Here is a 15,495-nt window from a genome sequence, read left to right as displayed (position 1 = left end):
AGAACACCCTAGATGTTGGGTTCAGCGGGTACGGGACTGCGCGCCCCTCTTCTCACGGACCCTGACGTTGATGCGGATCGGGCTGCCTTCGAAGCCGAACGTCTCGCGCAGCTTGCGCTCCAGGAACCGCCGGTAACCGGCCTCCAGGAAACCCGAGGTGAACAGCACGAAGGTCGGCGGTCGCGCGGTGGCCTGGGTGGCGAACAGGATGCGCGGCTGCTTGCCCCCGCGCACCGGCGGAGGCGTCGCGGCCACGATCTCCTTGAAGAAGGTGTTCAGTCTGCCGGTGGACACCCGGGTGTCCCACGACGCCAACGAGGTTTCCAGCGCGGGCACCAGCTTCTGCACCGCACGCCCGGTCTTGGCCGAGATGTTCACTCTCGGCGCCCACTGCAGTTGCTGCAGTTGCAGATCGATCTCGCGGTCGAGCAGGAAGCGGCGGTCCTCGTCGACCAGATCCCACTTGTTGAACGCCAACACCAGCGCCCGACCCGCCTCGATGACCATCGTCAGGATCCGTTGGTCCTGCTCGGTCAGCGGCTGCGACGCGTCGATGAGCACGACCGCCACTTCGGCGGTGTCGATCGCGCCGTGGGTGCGCACCGACGCGTAGAACTCATGGCCGCTGGCCTGCCCGACCTTGCGGCGCAACCCCGCCGTGTCGACGAATCGCCAGATCTTGCCGTCCATTTCGATCAGCGAGTCGACGGGGTCGACCGTGGTGCCCGCGACATCGTGCACCACCGACCGCTCATCGCCGGACAGCCGATTCAGCAGCGAGGACTTGCCGACATTGGGCTTACCGACCAGGGCCACCCGGCGGGGACCGCCGCCGCCGCTGCCGACCTCGGAAATCGTCGGCAACGCCTCGACGACGTAGTCGAGCAGATCGGCGACACCCCGCCCGTGCATCGCGCTGACCGAATGCGGCTGCCCCAACCCCAGTGACCACAGCGCGGCGGCATCGGCTTCACCCCGCTCGGTGTCGACCTTGTTGGCCGCCAGGAACACCGGCTTGCCGGAGCGCTGCAGCAGCTTGGCCGCGGCCTCGTCGGCGGAGGTCGCCCCGACGATGGAGTCGACGACGAAGATCACCGCATCCGCTGTGCGCATCGCCACCGATGCCTGATCGGCGACGAGCTGCTGCAGTCCCTTCGCGTCGGGCTCCCAGCCCCCGGTGTCCTGCACGACGAACCGCTGGCCCGACCACAGCGCGTCGTAGGACACCCGATCCCGGGTCACCCCCGGAACGTCCTGCACCACGGCCTCGCGGCGCCCCAGAATGCGGTTGACCAGCGTGGACTTCCCGACATTGGGCCGGCCGACAACGGCGACCACGGGCGGCGGGGCGGTCGCCTCCTCGAGCGCTTCGGCGAGCTCTTCGGCGCCGACCTCCCAATCGCGTTCGTCGACCCAACTGCCGTCGGATTCGTCGGTCATCGGGAGACCCCGGCTTTCTGCTCGACCAACTCCACGAGGTGAGCGATCACCTGGGACTGGTTCATGTCACTGGTGTCCACGACGATGGCGTCCTCGGCTGCCCGCAGCGGCGACACCGCCCGGGTGGAGTCCAGGTGATCGCGGCGTTTGACGTCGGCGAGCACCCGGGCGTAGTCATCGGCTGCCCCCGCGGCGACATTCTGGTCGTTGCGCCGCCGGGCGCGTTCCTCAGCCGAGGCGGTCAGGAAGATCTTGACGTCGGCATCGGGCAGCACGACGGTGCCGATGTCACGGCCCTCGACCACCACGTTTCCCGGCCCCGCCGCCAGCGCGCGCTGCAGATCGACCAGCCGAGTCCGCACCGCGGGAACCGCCGACACCGCCGATACCGCCTTGGTGACTGCGTCACCGCGGATCTCGGCCGAGACATCTTCGCCCGCCAGATACGACCGGTCCTCGCCGGGGTCGTGGCCCACCGCCAGCTCGATGTCTCCGGCGATGCCCGCGATCGCCGCGGCGTCACCGAGATCGATACCGCTGCGCAGCACACTGAGCGTGACGATGCGGTACATCGCGCCGGTATCTAGGTATCGCGCACTCAGGGAGGTTGCGAGACCTCTTGCGACAGAGGACTTTCCGGTTCCCGCCGGTCCGTCGATCGATATCACCAACGACCGGTTCACATGCCCACCGCCTTGTACAGTTCGCCGATCTCCTTCTGGGTCAGCACCCGGATGCTTCCCGGCCGCTGATCGCCGAGGGTCAACGTGCCGATGTCGGTGCGGACCAGTTCCTGCACGGGATAACCCACTTCGGCCAGCAGCCGACGCACGATGCGCTTACGGCCCTCGTGCAGCGTCACCCGGAGCAGCGACTTGCCGGGCACCGCATCCACCACGGCGAAATCGTCGAGGCGCACCGGTCCGTCGCTCAGTTCGACCCCGTCTCGCAGCTTGCGTCCCAACCCACGGGGCACCGTGCCGACGACCGTCGCCAGATAGGTCTTGGGCACCTCGTAGGACGGGTGCATCAACCGGTGTGCCAGCTCGCCGTCATTGGTCAGCAGCAGCAGGCCTTCGGTGTCGGCATCCAGACGTCCGACGTGGAACAGCTTCTTGTTGCCGCGGACCCGGTGCTCCACCAGATCGCCGACACAGGGCCGGCCGCGGTCGTCGGACATCGTGGAGTGCATCCCCACCGGCTTGTTGATCGCCAGATGTACCAGCGTGTCGTCGTGGGCGACCCTGACGCCGTCGACGCGGATCACCGACACTGACGGATCCACCCGGGTGCCCATCTCCGTGACGATCATGTCGTCCACCTCGACCCGGCCGTCGCGAATCATCTTCTCCGCGACACGTCGAGAGGCAATTCCGGCCTGCGACAACACCTTCTGCAGCCGCACACCCTCGTCGTCAGTCATTTTCACTCCGGTCCACATCGAAGGACACCGCCGCCTGTGGGTTGGGAGCGCCATTGAGCTTCATGAAACGCGGCTCTTCGCTGAGGGTTTCACTGAGGTCGTCGATCACGTCGATATCGGGCAGCAGGGGCGCGATGTCGGGCAGATCGGTCAGAGATGTCAGGCCGAGTCGCTCCAGGAACAACTCCGTGGTCGCGAACGCGACCGCCCCCGAGTCGCTGTCGGTTCCGGCCTCGGTGATCAGCCCGCGGGCCAGCAGCGTACGCATCACCGCGTCGACGTTGACACCGCGGACGGCGCTGACGCGTGCCCGGGTCACCGGCTGCCGGTAGGCGACCACGGCGAGCGTCTCCAGCGCCGCCCGGGTCAGCTTCGAGCGCGCACCGTCGAGCAGAAGCTTCTCCACGTACGGCGCGAACTTCGCGCGGGTGTACATCCGCCACCCGCCGCCCGCTTCACGAAGGTCGATGCCGCTGTCCCTGGCGGCGAACTCGGCGGCCATCGAGCGCAGTGTCTCTTCCACCCGAACGACCGCCTGGTCGGTGGCGTTGGCCAGGGCGTCGACGGTCACCGGGGTGTCGACGACGAGCAGCAGCGCCTCGAGCGCGGCGCGCAGTTCGGCATCGTCCAGTTCGACGGCGTCCAGTTCGGCGGCGTCTAGTTCCGAAGCGTCCAGATCGGCGGCGTCCAACCCGGCCGCAGGAGCGTTCTCGGTGTCGGGGTTGATCCCCGACCCGAGGTCGATGGAGTTCTCCGTCACATCGTGTGAAATGTCGTCAGTCATCTGTCTTGTCTATTCCGCGTCGGCGGTCGCCAGTTGTTGGCTGTTCGGCCGCTCTCCGGTCCACGAAATCTGGAGCACACCAAGCGGTTCTGATTGCTCGAATGCTACCGCCCGGGATCGGTACAGTTCGAGCAGCGCCAGGAACCGTCCCACGATCTCCATGGGCAGCGTGCAGTCGGCGACCAGGTCGGAGAACGATGCCCACTCCCCGACTCCGCGGCCTTCGAGCAACGACATCAGGTTGGCGGCCTGCTCGGGCACCGACACCGACACCTGGTGCAGATGGTCGGTACCCACCCTCGGCACCGGCCGGGGCGTGAACGTCGCCGCCGCGATCTGCGCGAACCGTTCGGCGTCCACGCCGAGCATCACCTCGGGCAGCAGATCCTCGTAGCGGTCCTCCAGCGCCACCGCCCGGGGGTAGCTGCGCAGCGCCGCGGACTCCAACTCGGCGAACATCCCGGCGACATGCTTGAACGCCCGGTACTGCAGCAACCGGGCGAACAACAGGTCCCGCACCTCGAGCAGCGCGAGGTCCTCTTCGTCGTGCACCTCGCCGGCGGGCAGCAGGCGAGCAGCTTTGAGGTCCAGCAGCGTCGCGGCGACCACGAGGAAGGACGTGGTCTCGTCGAGCCCGAGCTGTGGGCCGATCGCCTTGGTGTAGGCGATGAACTCGTCGGTGACCTGGTGCAGCGCTACCTCGGTGACGTCGAGTCGGTGCCCGAAGATCAGCTGCAGCAGCAGATCGAACGGGCCCTCGAAATTGCTCAGTCGAACCTGGAAGCCTGCCTTGGGCGCGTCTTCCTCTTCCGTCGACGGCGTCCCGCTCACGCGCCGAACCGGTCGATGACCTCACGTGCCAACGCCCGATACGCTTCGGCACCAGCCGATTTCGGCGCCCAGGTGGTGATCGGTTCACCGGCGACGCTGGTCTCGGGGAACCGCACGGTGCGGGTGATGACGGTGTCGAACACCAGATCGCCGAACCGCTCGACCACCCGGGCCATCACCTCGCGGGAGTTCACGGTGCGGGGGTCGTAGCGGGTGATCAGGATCCCGCTGATCGACAGTTTCGGGTTCAGGCGGTCGTGCACTTTTTCGACGGTGTCGGTCAGCAGTGCCAGCCCGCGCAGCGAGAAGTACTCGCACTCGGTCGGGATGATGACCCCGTCACTGCAGGCCAACCCGTTCACGGTGAGCAGACCCAGCGACGGTTGGCAGTCGATGAGCACGTAGTCGTACCGGTCCAGAACCGGATAGAGCGCGCGCGCCAGCGACTGCTCGCGGCCGACCTCGTTGACAAGCTGGATCTCGGCGGCGGACAGGTCGATGTTGCTGGGCACCAGGTCCAGCCCAGGGACCCGGGTGCTCATCAGCACCTGGTCGATCGAGACCCGCGGCTCCACCAGCAGGTTGTGCACGGTGTTGTCGAGCTCGTAGTGCGGCACGCCGAGCCCGGCGGACAGCGCACCCTGCGGGTCGAGGTCCACCAGCAGCACCCGTCGCCCGTACTCGGCGAGAGCGGCGCCCAGATTGATCGTCGAGGTCGTCTTGCCGACCCCGCCCTTCTGGTTGCACATCGCCACGACCTTGGCCGGACCGTGCGACGTGCGCGGGGCGGGCTCGGGAATCGACCGCGGCAGCCGACCGGTCAAACCGGGTGTCACCTCGGGATCCGGGGCCTCTGTGCCGTCGGTCATGCCGGACCTTCGCTGGTCAGGCAACCCATAGGCGTGGCGGACATCCGGCCAAGCTTAACGGGGAGCGTCGTGCTGGTGAGGCAGACCCGCAGGCGCGATCTCAGACTGGTGAGGCCGAGCGTGCATTCTGAGCTCAAAGCGGCCGATATCTACCCTGGAGAACATGAACCTCAAACGGCGGTTGCCGTTCCTGCGGTGGTCGACGCTGCGCCTCGCACTGGGCATGCCGTCGTTCCTGCGCACCGGTCAGATCGGCGACGGCCGGGAGGCCGCCTGCGCCCGGTATGTGGAGTCCAACGCCCGTCGCGGCGATATCGACGACGTGCTCGCCGCCATCGACACATTCGCCTACGAGAAGGCGATGCTGGTCAACGTCGGCGACGAGAAAGGCCGACTGCTCGACGCCGCAGTGCGCCGGGCAGCGCCGAAATCGGCATTGGAGCTCGGTACTTACTGCGGCTACAGCGCATTACGGATCGCCCGCGCCGCACCCTCGGCGCGAATCTTTTCGATCGAGTTCTCTGCCGCCAATGCCGAAGTGGCACAGCGCATCTGGGCGCACGCCGACGTTGCCGACCGGATCACCTGCGTGGTCGGCACCCTCGGCGACGGAGGCCATACGCTCGACCGTCTGGCCGCGGAGCACGGCTTCTCCCCCGCCGGTCTTGATCTGCTGTTCATCGACCACGACAAGCGCGCCTATCTGTCGGACCTGCAGAGCGTGCTCGATCGGGGTTGGCTGCATCCCGGTTCGATCGTGGTCGCCGACAACGTCCGACTGCCTGGCGCACCGAAGTACCGCGCCTACATGCGCGAACAGCAGGGCACCCGGTTCGACACGATCGAGCACAAGACCCACCTCGAGTACCAGTCGCTGATGTCGGACCTGGTGCTCGAGTCGGAGTACCTCGGCGGCTAGCGGGCCCGCGGGTGCGCGCCCGCCCACACTTCGCGCAGCGCGTTCACGGTGACCATGGTGTAGATCTGCGTCGTGGTCACCGATGCGTGCCCGAGCAGTTCCTGCACGACGCGCACGTCGGCACCGCCGTCGAGCAGATGGGTCGCAAACGAGTGCCGCAGCACGTGCGGGGACACCGTGGCTGTGACGCCGGCGCGTTCGGCGGAGTCCTGCAGCACCTGCCAGGCACTCTGCCGCGACAGCCGCCCGCCGCGGGCGTTCAGGAAGATCGCGGGTGTGCCTCTGCCGCGCCGGGCCAGCTCAGGGCGCCCGCGCACCAGGTAGGCGTCGAGCGCGGTCACCGCCGGACGGCCGATCGGGATGAGACGCTGTTTGCCGCCCTTGCCGCGCAGCAGTACCGATCGCGCCTGGGTGTCGACGTCGTCGAGGTCCAGACCGACGGCCTCGGAGATTCGGGCGCCCGTCGAGTAGAGGAGTTCCAGCAGCGCCCGGTTGCGCAGCGTCAGCGGACCGTCGGCCTCGCTGTCACCCCCGGCGCCGTCGAGCAGTGCGAGCACCTCGTCGATGCTCAGACTCTTGGGCAGCCGGCGGCTGGGTGTCGGCGGCTTCACCTCGCGCGCGACGTCGATTGTGGTGATGCCCTCCGCCGCGGCGAATCGATGCAGGCCCCGCACGGCGATCAAGGCCCGGGCAGCCGAGACCGCCGACAGCGGCACCACCCCGTTTTCGGGGTCGCCGCGGCGCAACGCCACCAGGAACTCGCTGACGTCGGTCTCGGCCACCCCGGCCAGGTCGTCGATGCCCCGCGCGTGCAGGTGTTCGGCGTAGCGCCGCAGGTCACGACGGTAGGAGCTCAGCGTGTTGGCGGCCACCCCGCGTTCGATCGCGAGGTGGTCGAGGTAGCCCTGGAACTGGTCGTCGAGGGCGGACCCGAAGGACAGCGACGTGTCGGTCATGGATGTCCCCGCCGGCGCGCGAACGCGGTCGGTCTGTCGATCCAGGGGGCGTCGACGGGGCGAAGAGTGGTCACGTCGGGCATCGCGTGCACAGCGAGGATGCCGGCGACGGCGATGGAGTTGACGATCTCACCGGAGTAGACCTTGGCGACAGCGTCGTCGACGGTGAACCGTTGCACCGTGAGGTCGGCCTCTTCGTCGTGCATCTCGGAGCGGTCGACGTCGCTGAGCCCGGTCGCCAGGAAGACCCGCACGCTCTCGTCGCTGAATCCCGGCGCGGTGTCCAGGTCGATCAGCGTGTGCCATGACTCGGCGGCCAGACCCGCCTCTTCGGCCAGCTCGCGCGCCGCTGACACGTGCGGCGCTTCGCCGCCGAGGTCGAGCAATCCGGCGGGCAGCTCCCACAGCCTTCTGCCGAACGCATGCCGGTACTGGTACACGAGCACGATGTGGCCGGCGTCGTCAATCGCGACCACGGCGACCGCGCCATAGTGTTCGACGATCTCCCGGCGGGCTGTGCTCCCGCCGGGCATCTGCACCTCGTCGGCGCGGAGTGCGAATATGTTTCCGATGTAGAGGGTTTCCGAGGCAGCGACGGAGAACTCGTGGTTCGAGCCGTCTTCAGCCACGGGCCGGGGTGCCTTCGAGAGCGTGCTCGGCGCCGTTGGGCTTCGGCTCGGCAGGCTCCGGCATTTCCACGGGCAACCGCTCCTCGTTCTTGTAGTCCACCGATGCGCCGATGAACGCCACGAACAGCGGATGAGGGCGCGTGGGGCGACTCTTGAGCTCCGGATGCGCCTGAGTGCCGACCAGGAACGGGTGGACATCGGCGGGGTACTCCACGAACTCCACCAGGTGCCCGTCGGGCGAGGTGCCCGAGAACTGCAACCCGCTTTCGGAGATCCGGTCCCGGTAGGAGTTGTTCACCTCGTAGCGGTGCCGGTGCCGCTCGGACACCTCGTTCGCCTCATATGCCTGCGCCACAATCGATCCCGGCTCCAACACCGCCGGGTACGCGCCAAGCCGCATGGTGCCACCCAGGTCGGCTTCCCCGGCGACCACCTCGCGCTGGTCGGCCATCGTGGAGATCACCGGGTCCGGCGTCGCCTCGTCGAATTCAGCCGAGTTCGCCTCCGACAGCCCCACCGACCGTGCCGCCTCGATCACGATGCACTGCAGGCCCAGGCACAGGCCGAGCACCGGCAGGCCACGCTTGCGGGCGTAACGGATTGCGCCGATCTTGCCTTCGATGCCGCGGATACCGAATCCCCCCGGGATGAGCACGCCGTCGACATCGGCCAGTGCCGCCGCCGCACCGGTGTCGGTGTCGCAGTCGTCGGAGGCCACCCAGCGCATCTCCACCTTGGCGTGGTGGGCGAAGCCGCCGGCCCGCAGCGCCTCGGCCACCGACAGATAGGCATCGGAGAGATCGATGTACTTGCCCACCAGCGCGATCCGCACTGTCTCGCGCGGCTCGTGCACGCGGTGCAGGAGATCGTTCCACTGCGTCCAGTCCACGTCGCGGAACGGCAGACTCAGCCGCCGGACCACATAGGCGTCGAGTTCCTCGCGGTGCAGCACCTTGGGGATGTCGTAGATGGACGGGGCATCCGGGGTCGAGATGACGCCGTCGATGTCGACGTCACACATCAGCGCGATCTTGATCTTCAGCGGTTCGGGGACATCACGATCACAGCGCAGGATCAACGCGTCGGGCGAGATGCCGATGCTGCGCAACGCCGCAACCGAGTGCTGCGTCGGCTTGGTCTTGAGCTCACCCGAGGGCGCCATGTAGGGCACCAGCGAGCAGTGCAGAAAGAAGCAGTTCTCCCTACCCACCTCGTGACGGACCTGCCGGGCGGCCTCGAGGAACGGCAGCGACTCGATGTCGCCGACCGTGCCGCCGATCTCGGTGATCACCACGTCGGGCCGGTTGCCCTCGCTGTCGGTCTCGGCCATCGCCACGATGCGCCGCTTGATCTCATCGGTGATGTGCGGAATCACCTGGACGGTGTCGCCGAGGTACTCGCCGCGGCGCTCCTTGGCGATCACCGACGAATACACCTGGCCCGTGGTCACATTGGCGAAGCCGGACAGGTTGCGGTCGAGGAACCGCTCATAGTGCCCCACGTCGAGGTCGGTCTCCGCCCCGTCCTCGGTGACGAACACCTCCCCGTGCTGGAACGGGTTCATCGTTCCCGGGTCGACGTTGAGATAGGGGTCGAGTTTCTGCATCGTCACCTGCAGGCCCCGCGCGGTGAGTAGCTGCCCGAGGCTGGAGGCCGTGAGGCCCTTGCCGAGCGACGACACCACACCACCGGTCACAAAAAGGTGTTTGGTGGCGGTCTGCGGGTGCTTGCGTAGCTGGTTCATTCGGCCGGGCAACACAAACCTCCGTGACGATGGGCAGGGCTTGGTTCTCGGTGGAATCGATGGGGATCGAGTCCGGTTTGGGGCCTGCCGACCCACGGAATCTCACCCTAACACCGTCACCGACAAGCCGTCGCTGACACGCGGGCGCGGCCGTCGGGGCTACTGCGGAACGGTGACCGCGGTGGCGCCCTGGCCGGTGCCGAACTGGCCGGGTCGGCCACCGCTGAGCAGCTCGCTCAGCGCGAGCACCGATGTGATGCGTCCCGATTCGCGATCGACGTCGTCGACGGTGCTGACCACGCTGTTCAGCGCGGCATCCGACCTGATCACCGCCACCGCGGAGGTCCCGGACGCCGATCCGTCCCGGCCGACGACAACCGTGCCCGACCCGTGCGGCGCCAGGCCGGCCGCGAACCTGGCCACGGTGGCGCCCTGGTTTCCGGCGTCATCGCCCAGTGCCCCCCCGGTGACGACGAGGGCGGTGTCGGCGGCCCCGATGCGCTGGGTGCCGTAGGTCACGAAGCCGGTGTCACGCAGCGCGGCCAGCACGGTGTCGCGCTGGCTGTCGTCCACCCGGGTCACCTCGGGGTCGCGGTTGATCAGCAGTGCGATGCCCAGCAGGTCGCCCGCCTGGGAGCCCTGATCCACCGAACCGGTGCTCAGTTGCGCCCCGGCGGGCACGATCGGCGAGTTGACCACCGACAGGAGTTTCTCCGCGGAGTTCGCGTCGACGAATTCCTGCGTCAGCCCCACGGTGCCTGCGACTCGCCCGCCGCCCTGCTCGACGACCCGGGTCAGTGCCTCGACATCACCGTCGGCGGCGTCCGGGGTGCGAAACAGCATCACCGACTTCTCGGCGAGGGTGTCACGCAGAATCCGCGGCGCCATCTGGGCGTTGAAATCGCCTGCAGCACTGAGTTTTTCGTTGAGCGCGTTACGATCGTCGGTCAGCGTGTCGATCTGGGTCTGCATCTCGTTCTTGTCGTCCCGCAAACCCGACAGCACGGTGTTGGACAGCAGGCCGGAGCCCAGGGCCACACCGATGGCCAGCGCGAGGAAGACCGCGGCGAGCGAGATGGCGTGCGAACGCAGCGAGATCACGGCATCACCTTCAGGCGACCAGGCCCTGGATCCAGAGTGTGAACTGGTTCCAGTAGTTGGCCACCCACTCGAGCACCGCGGCATCGGCGCGCGACACCCACAGCGCTGCGATCACCGCGATCAGCATCGCCAGCACCAGCAGCGCGATCGCGCCGCCGGAGACCCGGCTGCGGTACAACGTGGCAACAGCTTTGGCGTCGACGAGCTTTTCGCCGACCTTGAGCCGGGTCAGGAACGTCGACGGGTTGCTGCGCTGGCGGGTGCGGTCGAAGAACTCCTCGATGCTCGCGGTGTGGCCCACGGTGACGATCAGCGACGCGCCGTGGTGGTCGCACAGCAGCAGCGCCAGGTCGGCGGCCGAACCGGCGGCCGGGAAGGTCATCGCCCCGACCCCGAGGTCTTGGATGCGTTCGAGCCCCGCAGCGTGTCCGTCGGCGTCGGCGGGCAGCACGACCTGGGCCCCGCAGCGCAGTACCTCGGTGCTGATCTTGTCGGGGTCCCCGACGATCAGCGCGGGCCGGTAGCCGGCCTTGCGCAGGATGTCGGCGCCGGAGCCGACTCCCACCAGAACCGGCTGATACTCCTTGATGAACGGCTTGAGCGCCTTCAGGTCGGCCGCGGCGTGCGACTCTTCGGCCACGATGACGACGTGACGTCGGTTCATGTCGACGTCGATGTCGGGGATGCCGATTCCGTCGATCAGCAGCGGGCTCTCGCTGCGGATGAACTCGATGGTGTTGCCGGCGAATGCTTCCAGGTGCGCGACCAGCCCGCCCTTGGCCTCCTGCATCAACTCGTGGATCTCGGCGTCGGTGCGCTCGGTGCCGAGGATCAGTCGGCGGTCACCGGAGTACACGCCGCCCTCGTTGATCCGGACACGGGCGCCGTCCTTGACCTTCTTGAAGACCTCGGGGCCGGTGTCATCGACCAACATGATGCCGTTGGCAACCAGCACCTCGGGCCCGAGGTTGGGATAGCGCCCCGAGATCGATGTCGAGGCGTTGACCACTGCGGCGACGTCGGCTTCCACGAGCGCGTCGGCGGTGATCCGATCCAGATCCTGGGCGTCGATGACGACGATGTCGCCGGGGGCGATCCGCCGCAGCAGGCGGTCAACGTCGCGGTCAACCCGGGCGGTGCCGGTGACACCCGGCCGTGAGCTGGCATTACGGGACAGCAACGCTGACATCTTCATGGGCCGATTCTGTCCAGCATCCGCCATTCTGCGTCGGAGGCGCGCCGTAACACCAGCCTCATTAGTTACTTCTTTAACATCTGTCACAGGCTCAGGAGGCCTGTTCGCGGTCCCCCCGGGCAGCATCGAGGAGTTCGCGGGCGTGTGCCCGGCCGCTGTCGGACTCCCCCAGCCCCGCCAGCATCCGCGCCAACTCGGCAACCCGGCTGTCGTCGTCGAGACGGTGCACACCGCTGGATTTCATCCGTCCACCACGGTTGTCGGCTCCGCTGTCGACCATCAGGTGCACGTCGGCGTACGCCGCCACCTGGGGCAGGTGCGTGACGACGATGACCTGGTGAGTACGGGCCAGGCGTGCCAGTCGCCTACCGATCTGGACGGCCGCGCGGCCACCCACGCCGGCATCGACCTCGTCGAACACCATCGTGGTGCCTTCGGTCGACGCGGCGAGCACCACCTCGAGCGCCAACATCACCCGTGAGAGTTCACCACCGGAGGCGCTCTTGTTCAGCGGCAGGATGTCGGTGCCACGATGTGCCGCGAATCCGAAGTCGACCGCGTCCACTCCGTCGCGACCGGCGTGCACCACGGTCCCCGACGGCAGTGTCAGCGGGGCATTGTCGTCGGCGCGCGCCTCCAGTGGGCCCACCGCGATGGTGAACTCCGCCCCGGCCATCGCCAGCCCGGACAGTTCGGCGGTCACCGCTTTGGCCAATCCCTTGGCCGCCTTGACCCGGACCTTGGTCAGCGCCTGCGCGGCGTCGACGACGTCGGCCTGCAGCGCGTCGACGCGTCGCTCCAACTCGGCCAGGGTGCCTTCGGAGACGTCGAGCTGAGCCAGCCGCTCCCGTGACTCGCGCGCCCACTCCAGCACTCCGTCGATGTCGGCGGCGTACTTGCGGGTCAACGTCCGCAGCTCGGCCTGGCGGGCCAGCTTCGTCTCCAAAGCACTTGTGTCACTCGGTAGTTCGGAAAGAAAATGGGTCAGCTCGCCGGAGACGTCGACCAGCACCGCCAGCGCCCCACCCAGCTGCTCTGCCAGCGACTTGAGGCCGACGTCGTCGGTGCCCTCCAGTGCCGAGCGCGCCTGGCTGAGGGCATTCGCGGCGGAGAACTCGTCTGCCGAGCTGCCGTCGTCCAGGGCACCGGACAGGGAGGCGCGCGCCGACTGCACCGCCTCGCGCAACGAGTCGAGTTCTGACATTCGCCGGATGTCGTCGACGAGGCTGTCGTCCTCGCCGGGCTGCGGGGCCACCGCATCGATCTCATCGAGGGCGAAGTTGAGCCGGTCGGCCTCCTGGGTCAGCTCGCGGGCGCGGCGGCGCCGGTCCTCGAGGTCGCCTCTGGCTTCCAGCCACTCGTCACGAAGCGTGCGGTACCGCCGCAGTTGCTTGGCGACATCGGCGAAGCGGTCCAGTGCGATGCGCTGCTGGTCGGGTCGCATCAGCCGCAGTTGGTCGTTCTGTCCGTGCAGCGTCAGCAGCTCGTTGGTGAACCCGCTGAGCGACTTGGCCGGTACGCTGCGGCCGCCCAGGTACGCCCTCGACGGTCCGTCGCGGCTGACCGAGCGCGCTGCGATGACGCTGTCGTCGTCGTCGCGTTCGGCACCCGACGAATCCAGGATCTCGTCGACCCTGGTGGCCACCGAGTCGCCGAGCTCGGCAGTCACGAAACGGCCTTCGACGACGGCCCGATCGGCTCCGGTGCGCACCTTCGTCGGGTCCGCCCGGGCGCCCCCGAGAAGGTGCAGGCCGGTGACGACCATCGTCTTCCCCGCGCCGGTCTCACCGGTGAGCACGGTCAGGCCACCGTCGAACTCGGCCGTCGCGGCGCTGATGGCACCCAGCGACTCGATACGAATCTCAGCTAGCACTACTGCCCGCGCCACCCCGTGACCGGCAACCGGAACTTGCGCACCAACCGATCGGTGAACGGCGCACTGTCCAGACGCGCCCACTTCAAGGGCGTACCGCAGCGAGTCACCTCGAGCCGGCCACCGGCGGGCAGCACCATCTCGCGCCGTCCGTCACAGAACACCAGGGCGTCGTGGCCGCCCGCCTCGATCTCGATCGCGATCGACGCCGCGGGACTGGTCACCATGGGACGGGCGAAGAGCGCATGGGCATTGTTGGGCACCACCAGGATCGCTTCCAGGTCCGGCCACAACACCGGTCCACCCGCGGAGAACGCATAGGCCGTCGACCCTGTCGGAGTCGACACCAACACGCCGTCGCATCCGAAAGCCGACACCGGCCGTCCGTCGACTTCGAGGACGACACCCAGCACCCCCAGTCGCGGGCCCTTCTCCAGGCTGGCCTCGTTGAGCGCCCACCCGCGGTCCAGGAGTTCTCCGCCGGCGCGGACCGCCACGTCCAGCGTCATCCGTTCCTCGACGACGTAGGTGCGCTTGATGACGTGCTCGAGCACCGTGTCGATCGAGTCCGCTTCGGCCTCGGCAAGAAACCCGATCCGGCCCAGATTGACACCGAGAACCGGGATCTCGACGTTGCGGGCGAGGTCGGCAGCCCGCAGAAAGGTCCCATCGCCCCCGAGGACCAGCACGAGCTCACATCCCTGCGCGGCGAGCGGGTCGGCGTCGACGACTTCGATCTCCACACCGAGCGCCCGCATGTCGTCGGGAGCCAGATGGACCGGCCCGCGGTCGACAGCTTCGGCGGAGAGCACCCGCAGCGCAATCCCGTTGTCACCGAGCACTTTCTCGACCCGGCGTGCGACTTCGGTGGCCTCCTCGCGTCCGGTGTGCACGACAAGCAGGATGGTGCGTTCGTCGGTCACTGCGGACCTTCCTCGACGGCCCGCCGAACTGCGTCGTCGAGCGCATCCGCCACCAGTGGGCGGTCGGTGTCGGCGCGCAGATGCAGGAAGTACTCGACGTTGCCGGCCGGGCCGGGCAGCGGGCTCGCGGTGACCGCAACGGTCTGCCAGCGCAGGGTGGCCGCCCGACGCGCCACCGAGAGCACCGCATCAGCGCGCAGTGCCGGGTCCGACACGACGCCGCCTGCGCCCACACGGTCCTTGCCGACCTCGAACTGTGGCTTCACCATGGGAACGATATCGGCGCCCTGCGAGGCGCACGCAGTCAGCGCGGGTAACACCGTCGCCAACGAGATGAACGACAGGTCGGCGACGACGAGGTCCACCGGTCCGCCGATGGTGTCGGCCGTGAGGTCGCGAACGTTGGTGCGCTCCATGACCGTCACTCTCTGGTCATTGCGCAGCGGCCAGGCGAGCTGCCCGTATCCGACGTCGACGGCGACGACCTGGCGGGCCTTGCGGTGCAGCAGCACCTCGGTGAACCCCCCCGTCGAGGCCCCCGCGTCCAGGCAGCGCCGCCCCTCGACAGCGACATCCAAGGCGTCGAGGGCGCCGATCAGTTTGTGCGCCCCTCGCGACACCCAGGAGTGCTCACCGACGTCGACGACAGTGACATTGGCCCCCACGGAAATGGCGGTCGCCGGCTTGGCCGCGGGCATTCCGTCGACGCTGACACGCCCGGCACCGATCAGCTCAGCAGCCTGTTGCCGGGACCGGGCGAGCCCCCGTCGCACCAGCTCGGCGTCCACACGAGCGCGCCGCGTCACGC

General features: G+C 68.1%; 15 protein-coding genes. 1 reads left to right on the top strand and 14 read right to left on the bottom strand.

Features of this window, described 5'->3' with window-relative positions:
* Positions 1 to 21 precede the first annotated feature (21 nt).
* Genes der through ABDC78_RS14245 form a run of 6 tightly spaced genes read right to left on the bottom strand, consistent with a single transcriptional unit; the run spans position 22 to position 5,347 of the window.
* Positions 22 to 1,440: a ribosome biogenesis GTPase Der gene (gene der / locus ABDC78_RS14270; protein ID WP_178357368.1), complete on the bottom strand. Its 1,419-nt coding sequence runs from the start codon at positions 1,438 to 1,440 to the stop codon at positions 22 to 24.
* On the bottom strand, positions 1,437 to 2,123 hold the full coding sequence (gene cmk / locus ABDC78_RS14265) for a (d)CMP kinase (protein WP_178357369.1): 687 nt from the start codon (positions 2,121 to 2,123) through the stop codon (positions 1,437 to 1,439). Before cmk ends, der begins: the two co-directional genes overlap by 4 nt.
* Positions 2,120 to 2,863, bottom strand: coding sequence for a pseudouridine synthase (locus tag ABDC78_RS14260; RefSeq protein WP_178357370.1), 744 nt, complete (start codon positions 2,861 to 2,863; stop codon positions 2,120 to 2,122). Before ABDC78_RS14260 ends, cmk begins: the two co-directional genes overlap by 4 nt.
* Positions 2,856 to 3,647 (bottom strand): SMC-Scp complex subunit ScpB, encoded by a 792-nt coding sequence (gene scpB / locus ABDC78_RS14255; RefSeq protein ID WP_178357371.1) that lies wholly within the window; start codon positions 3,645 to 3,647, stop codon positions 2,856 to 2,858. The genes ABDC78_RS14260 and scpB overlap by 8 nt, the downstream gene beginning before the upstream one ends.
* Before the next feature lie 9 nt (positions 3,648 to 3,656).
* Complete coding sequence (locus tag ABDC78_RS14250) at positions 3,657 to 4,478, bottom strand: segregation/condensation protein A (protein ID WP_178357372.1); 822 nt, start codon at positions 4,476 to 4,478, stop codon at positions 3,657 to 3,659.
* The gene (locus ABDC78_RS14245; protein ID WP_178357373.1) at positions 4,475 to 5,347 is read right to left on the bottom strand and encodes a ParA family protein; all 873 of its coding nucleotides are present in this window, start codon (positions 5,345 to 5,347) and stop codon (positions 4,475 to 4,477) included. Before ABDC78_RS14245 ends, ABDC78_RS14250 begins: the two co-directional genes overlap by 4 nt.
* Positions 5,348 to 5,510: 163 nt before the next feature.
* Between ABDC78_RS14245 and ABDC78_RS14240 the strand changes: the two genes are divergently transcribed.
* Positions 5,511 to 6,266, top strand: coding sequence for an O-methyltransferase (locus tag ABDC78_RS14240; protein WP_178357374.1), 756 nt, complete (start codon positions 5,511 to 5,513; stop codon positions 6,264 to 6,266).
* Here the strand turns inward: ABDC78_RS14240 and xerD are convergent.
* The 8 genes from xerD to ABDC78_RS14200 all read right to left on the bottom strand — a co-directional run bounded on the left by xerD (position 6,263) and on the right by ABDC78_RS14200 (position 15,493).
* Entirely contained in the window at positions 6,263 to 7,222 is a 960-nt protein-coding gene (xerD, locus tag ABDC78_RS14235) for a site-specific tyrosine recombinase XerD (protein ID WP_178357375.1), read from the bottom strand. The two genes, ABDC78_RS14240 and xerD, sit on opposite strands and share 4 nt — an antisense overlap.
* Positions 7,219 to 7,851 (bottom strand): NUDIX hydrolase, encoded by a 633-nt coding sequence (locus tag ABDC78_RS14230; RefSeq protein ID WP_347133462.1) that lies wholly within the window; start codon positions 7,849 to 7,851, stop codon positions 7,219 to 7,221. The genes xerD and ABDC78_RS14230 overlap by 4 nt, the downstream gene beginning before the upstream one ends.
* Positions 7,844 to 9,595 carry a CTP synthase gene (locus ABDC78_RS14225; protein ID WP_178357397.1) on the bottom strand — a complete coding sequence of 584 codons (1,752 nt, stop codon included), beginning with the start codon at positions 9,593 to 9,595 and terminating at the stop codon, positions 7,844 to 7,846. The genes ABDC78_RS14230 and ABDC78_RS14225 overlap by 8 nt, the downstream gene beginning before the upstream one ends.
* 159 nt (positions 9,596 to 9,754) lie before the next feature.
* Positions 9,755 to 10,696, bottom strand: a complete 942-nt coding sequence (locus ABDC78_RS14220) for a copper transporter (RefSeq protein ID WP_178357376.1) — start codon at positions 10,694 to 10,696, stop codon at positions 9,755 to 9,757.
* A 10-nt stretch (positions 10,697 to 10,706) separates the two neighbouring features.
* Positions 10,707 to 11,891 carry a putative cytokinetic ring protein SteA gene (gene steA, locus ABDC78_RS14215; protein WP_178357377.1) on the bottom strand — a complete coding sequence of 395 codons (1,185 nt, stop codon included), beginning with the start codon at positions 11,889 to 11,891 and terminating at the stop codon, positions 10,707 to 10,709.
* A gap of 91 nt (positions 11,892 to 11,982) precedes the next feature.
* Positions 11,983 to 13,764 carry a DNA repair protein RecN gene (gene recN / locus ABDC78_RS14210; protein ID WP_178357378.1) on the bottom strand — a complete coding sequence of 594 codons (1,782 nt, stop codon included), beginning with the start codon at positions 13,762 to 13,764 and terminating at the stop codon, positions 11,983 to 11,985.
* Complete coding sequence (locus tag ABDC78_RS14205) at positions 13,764 to 14,687, bottom strand: NAD kinase (protein WP_178357379.1); 924 nt, start codon at positions 14,685 to 14,687, stop codon at positions 13,764 to 13,766. Before ABDC78_RS14205 ends, recN begins: the two co-directional genes overlap by 1 nt.
* Positions 14,684 to 15,493, bottom strand: coding sequence for a TlyA family RNA methyltransferase (locus tag ABDC78_RS14200; protein WP_178357380.1), 810 nt, complete (start codon positions 15,491 to 15,493; stop codon positions 14,684 to 14,686). The genes ABDC78_RS14205 and ABDC78_RS14200 overlap by 4 nt, the downstream gene beginning before the upstream one ends.
* Positions 15,494 to 15,495: the final 2 nt, after the last annotated feature.

Origin of the sequence: Mycobacterium sp. DL (genome assembly GCF_039729195.1) — a bacterium.
GTDB lineage: Bacteria > Actinomycetota > Actinomycetes > Mycobacteriales > Mycobacteriaceae > Mycobacterium > Mycobacterium hippocampi_A.
This window is presented reverse-complemented; position numbering and strand designations above follow the sequence as displayed.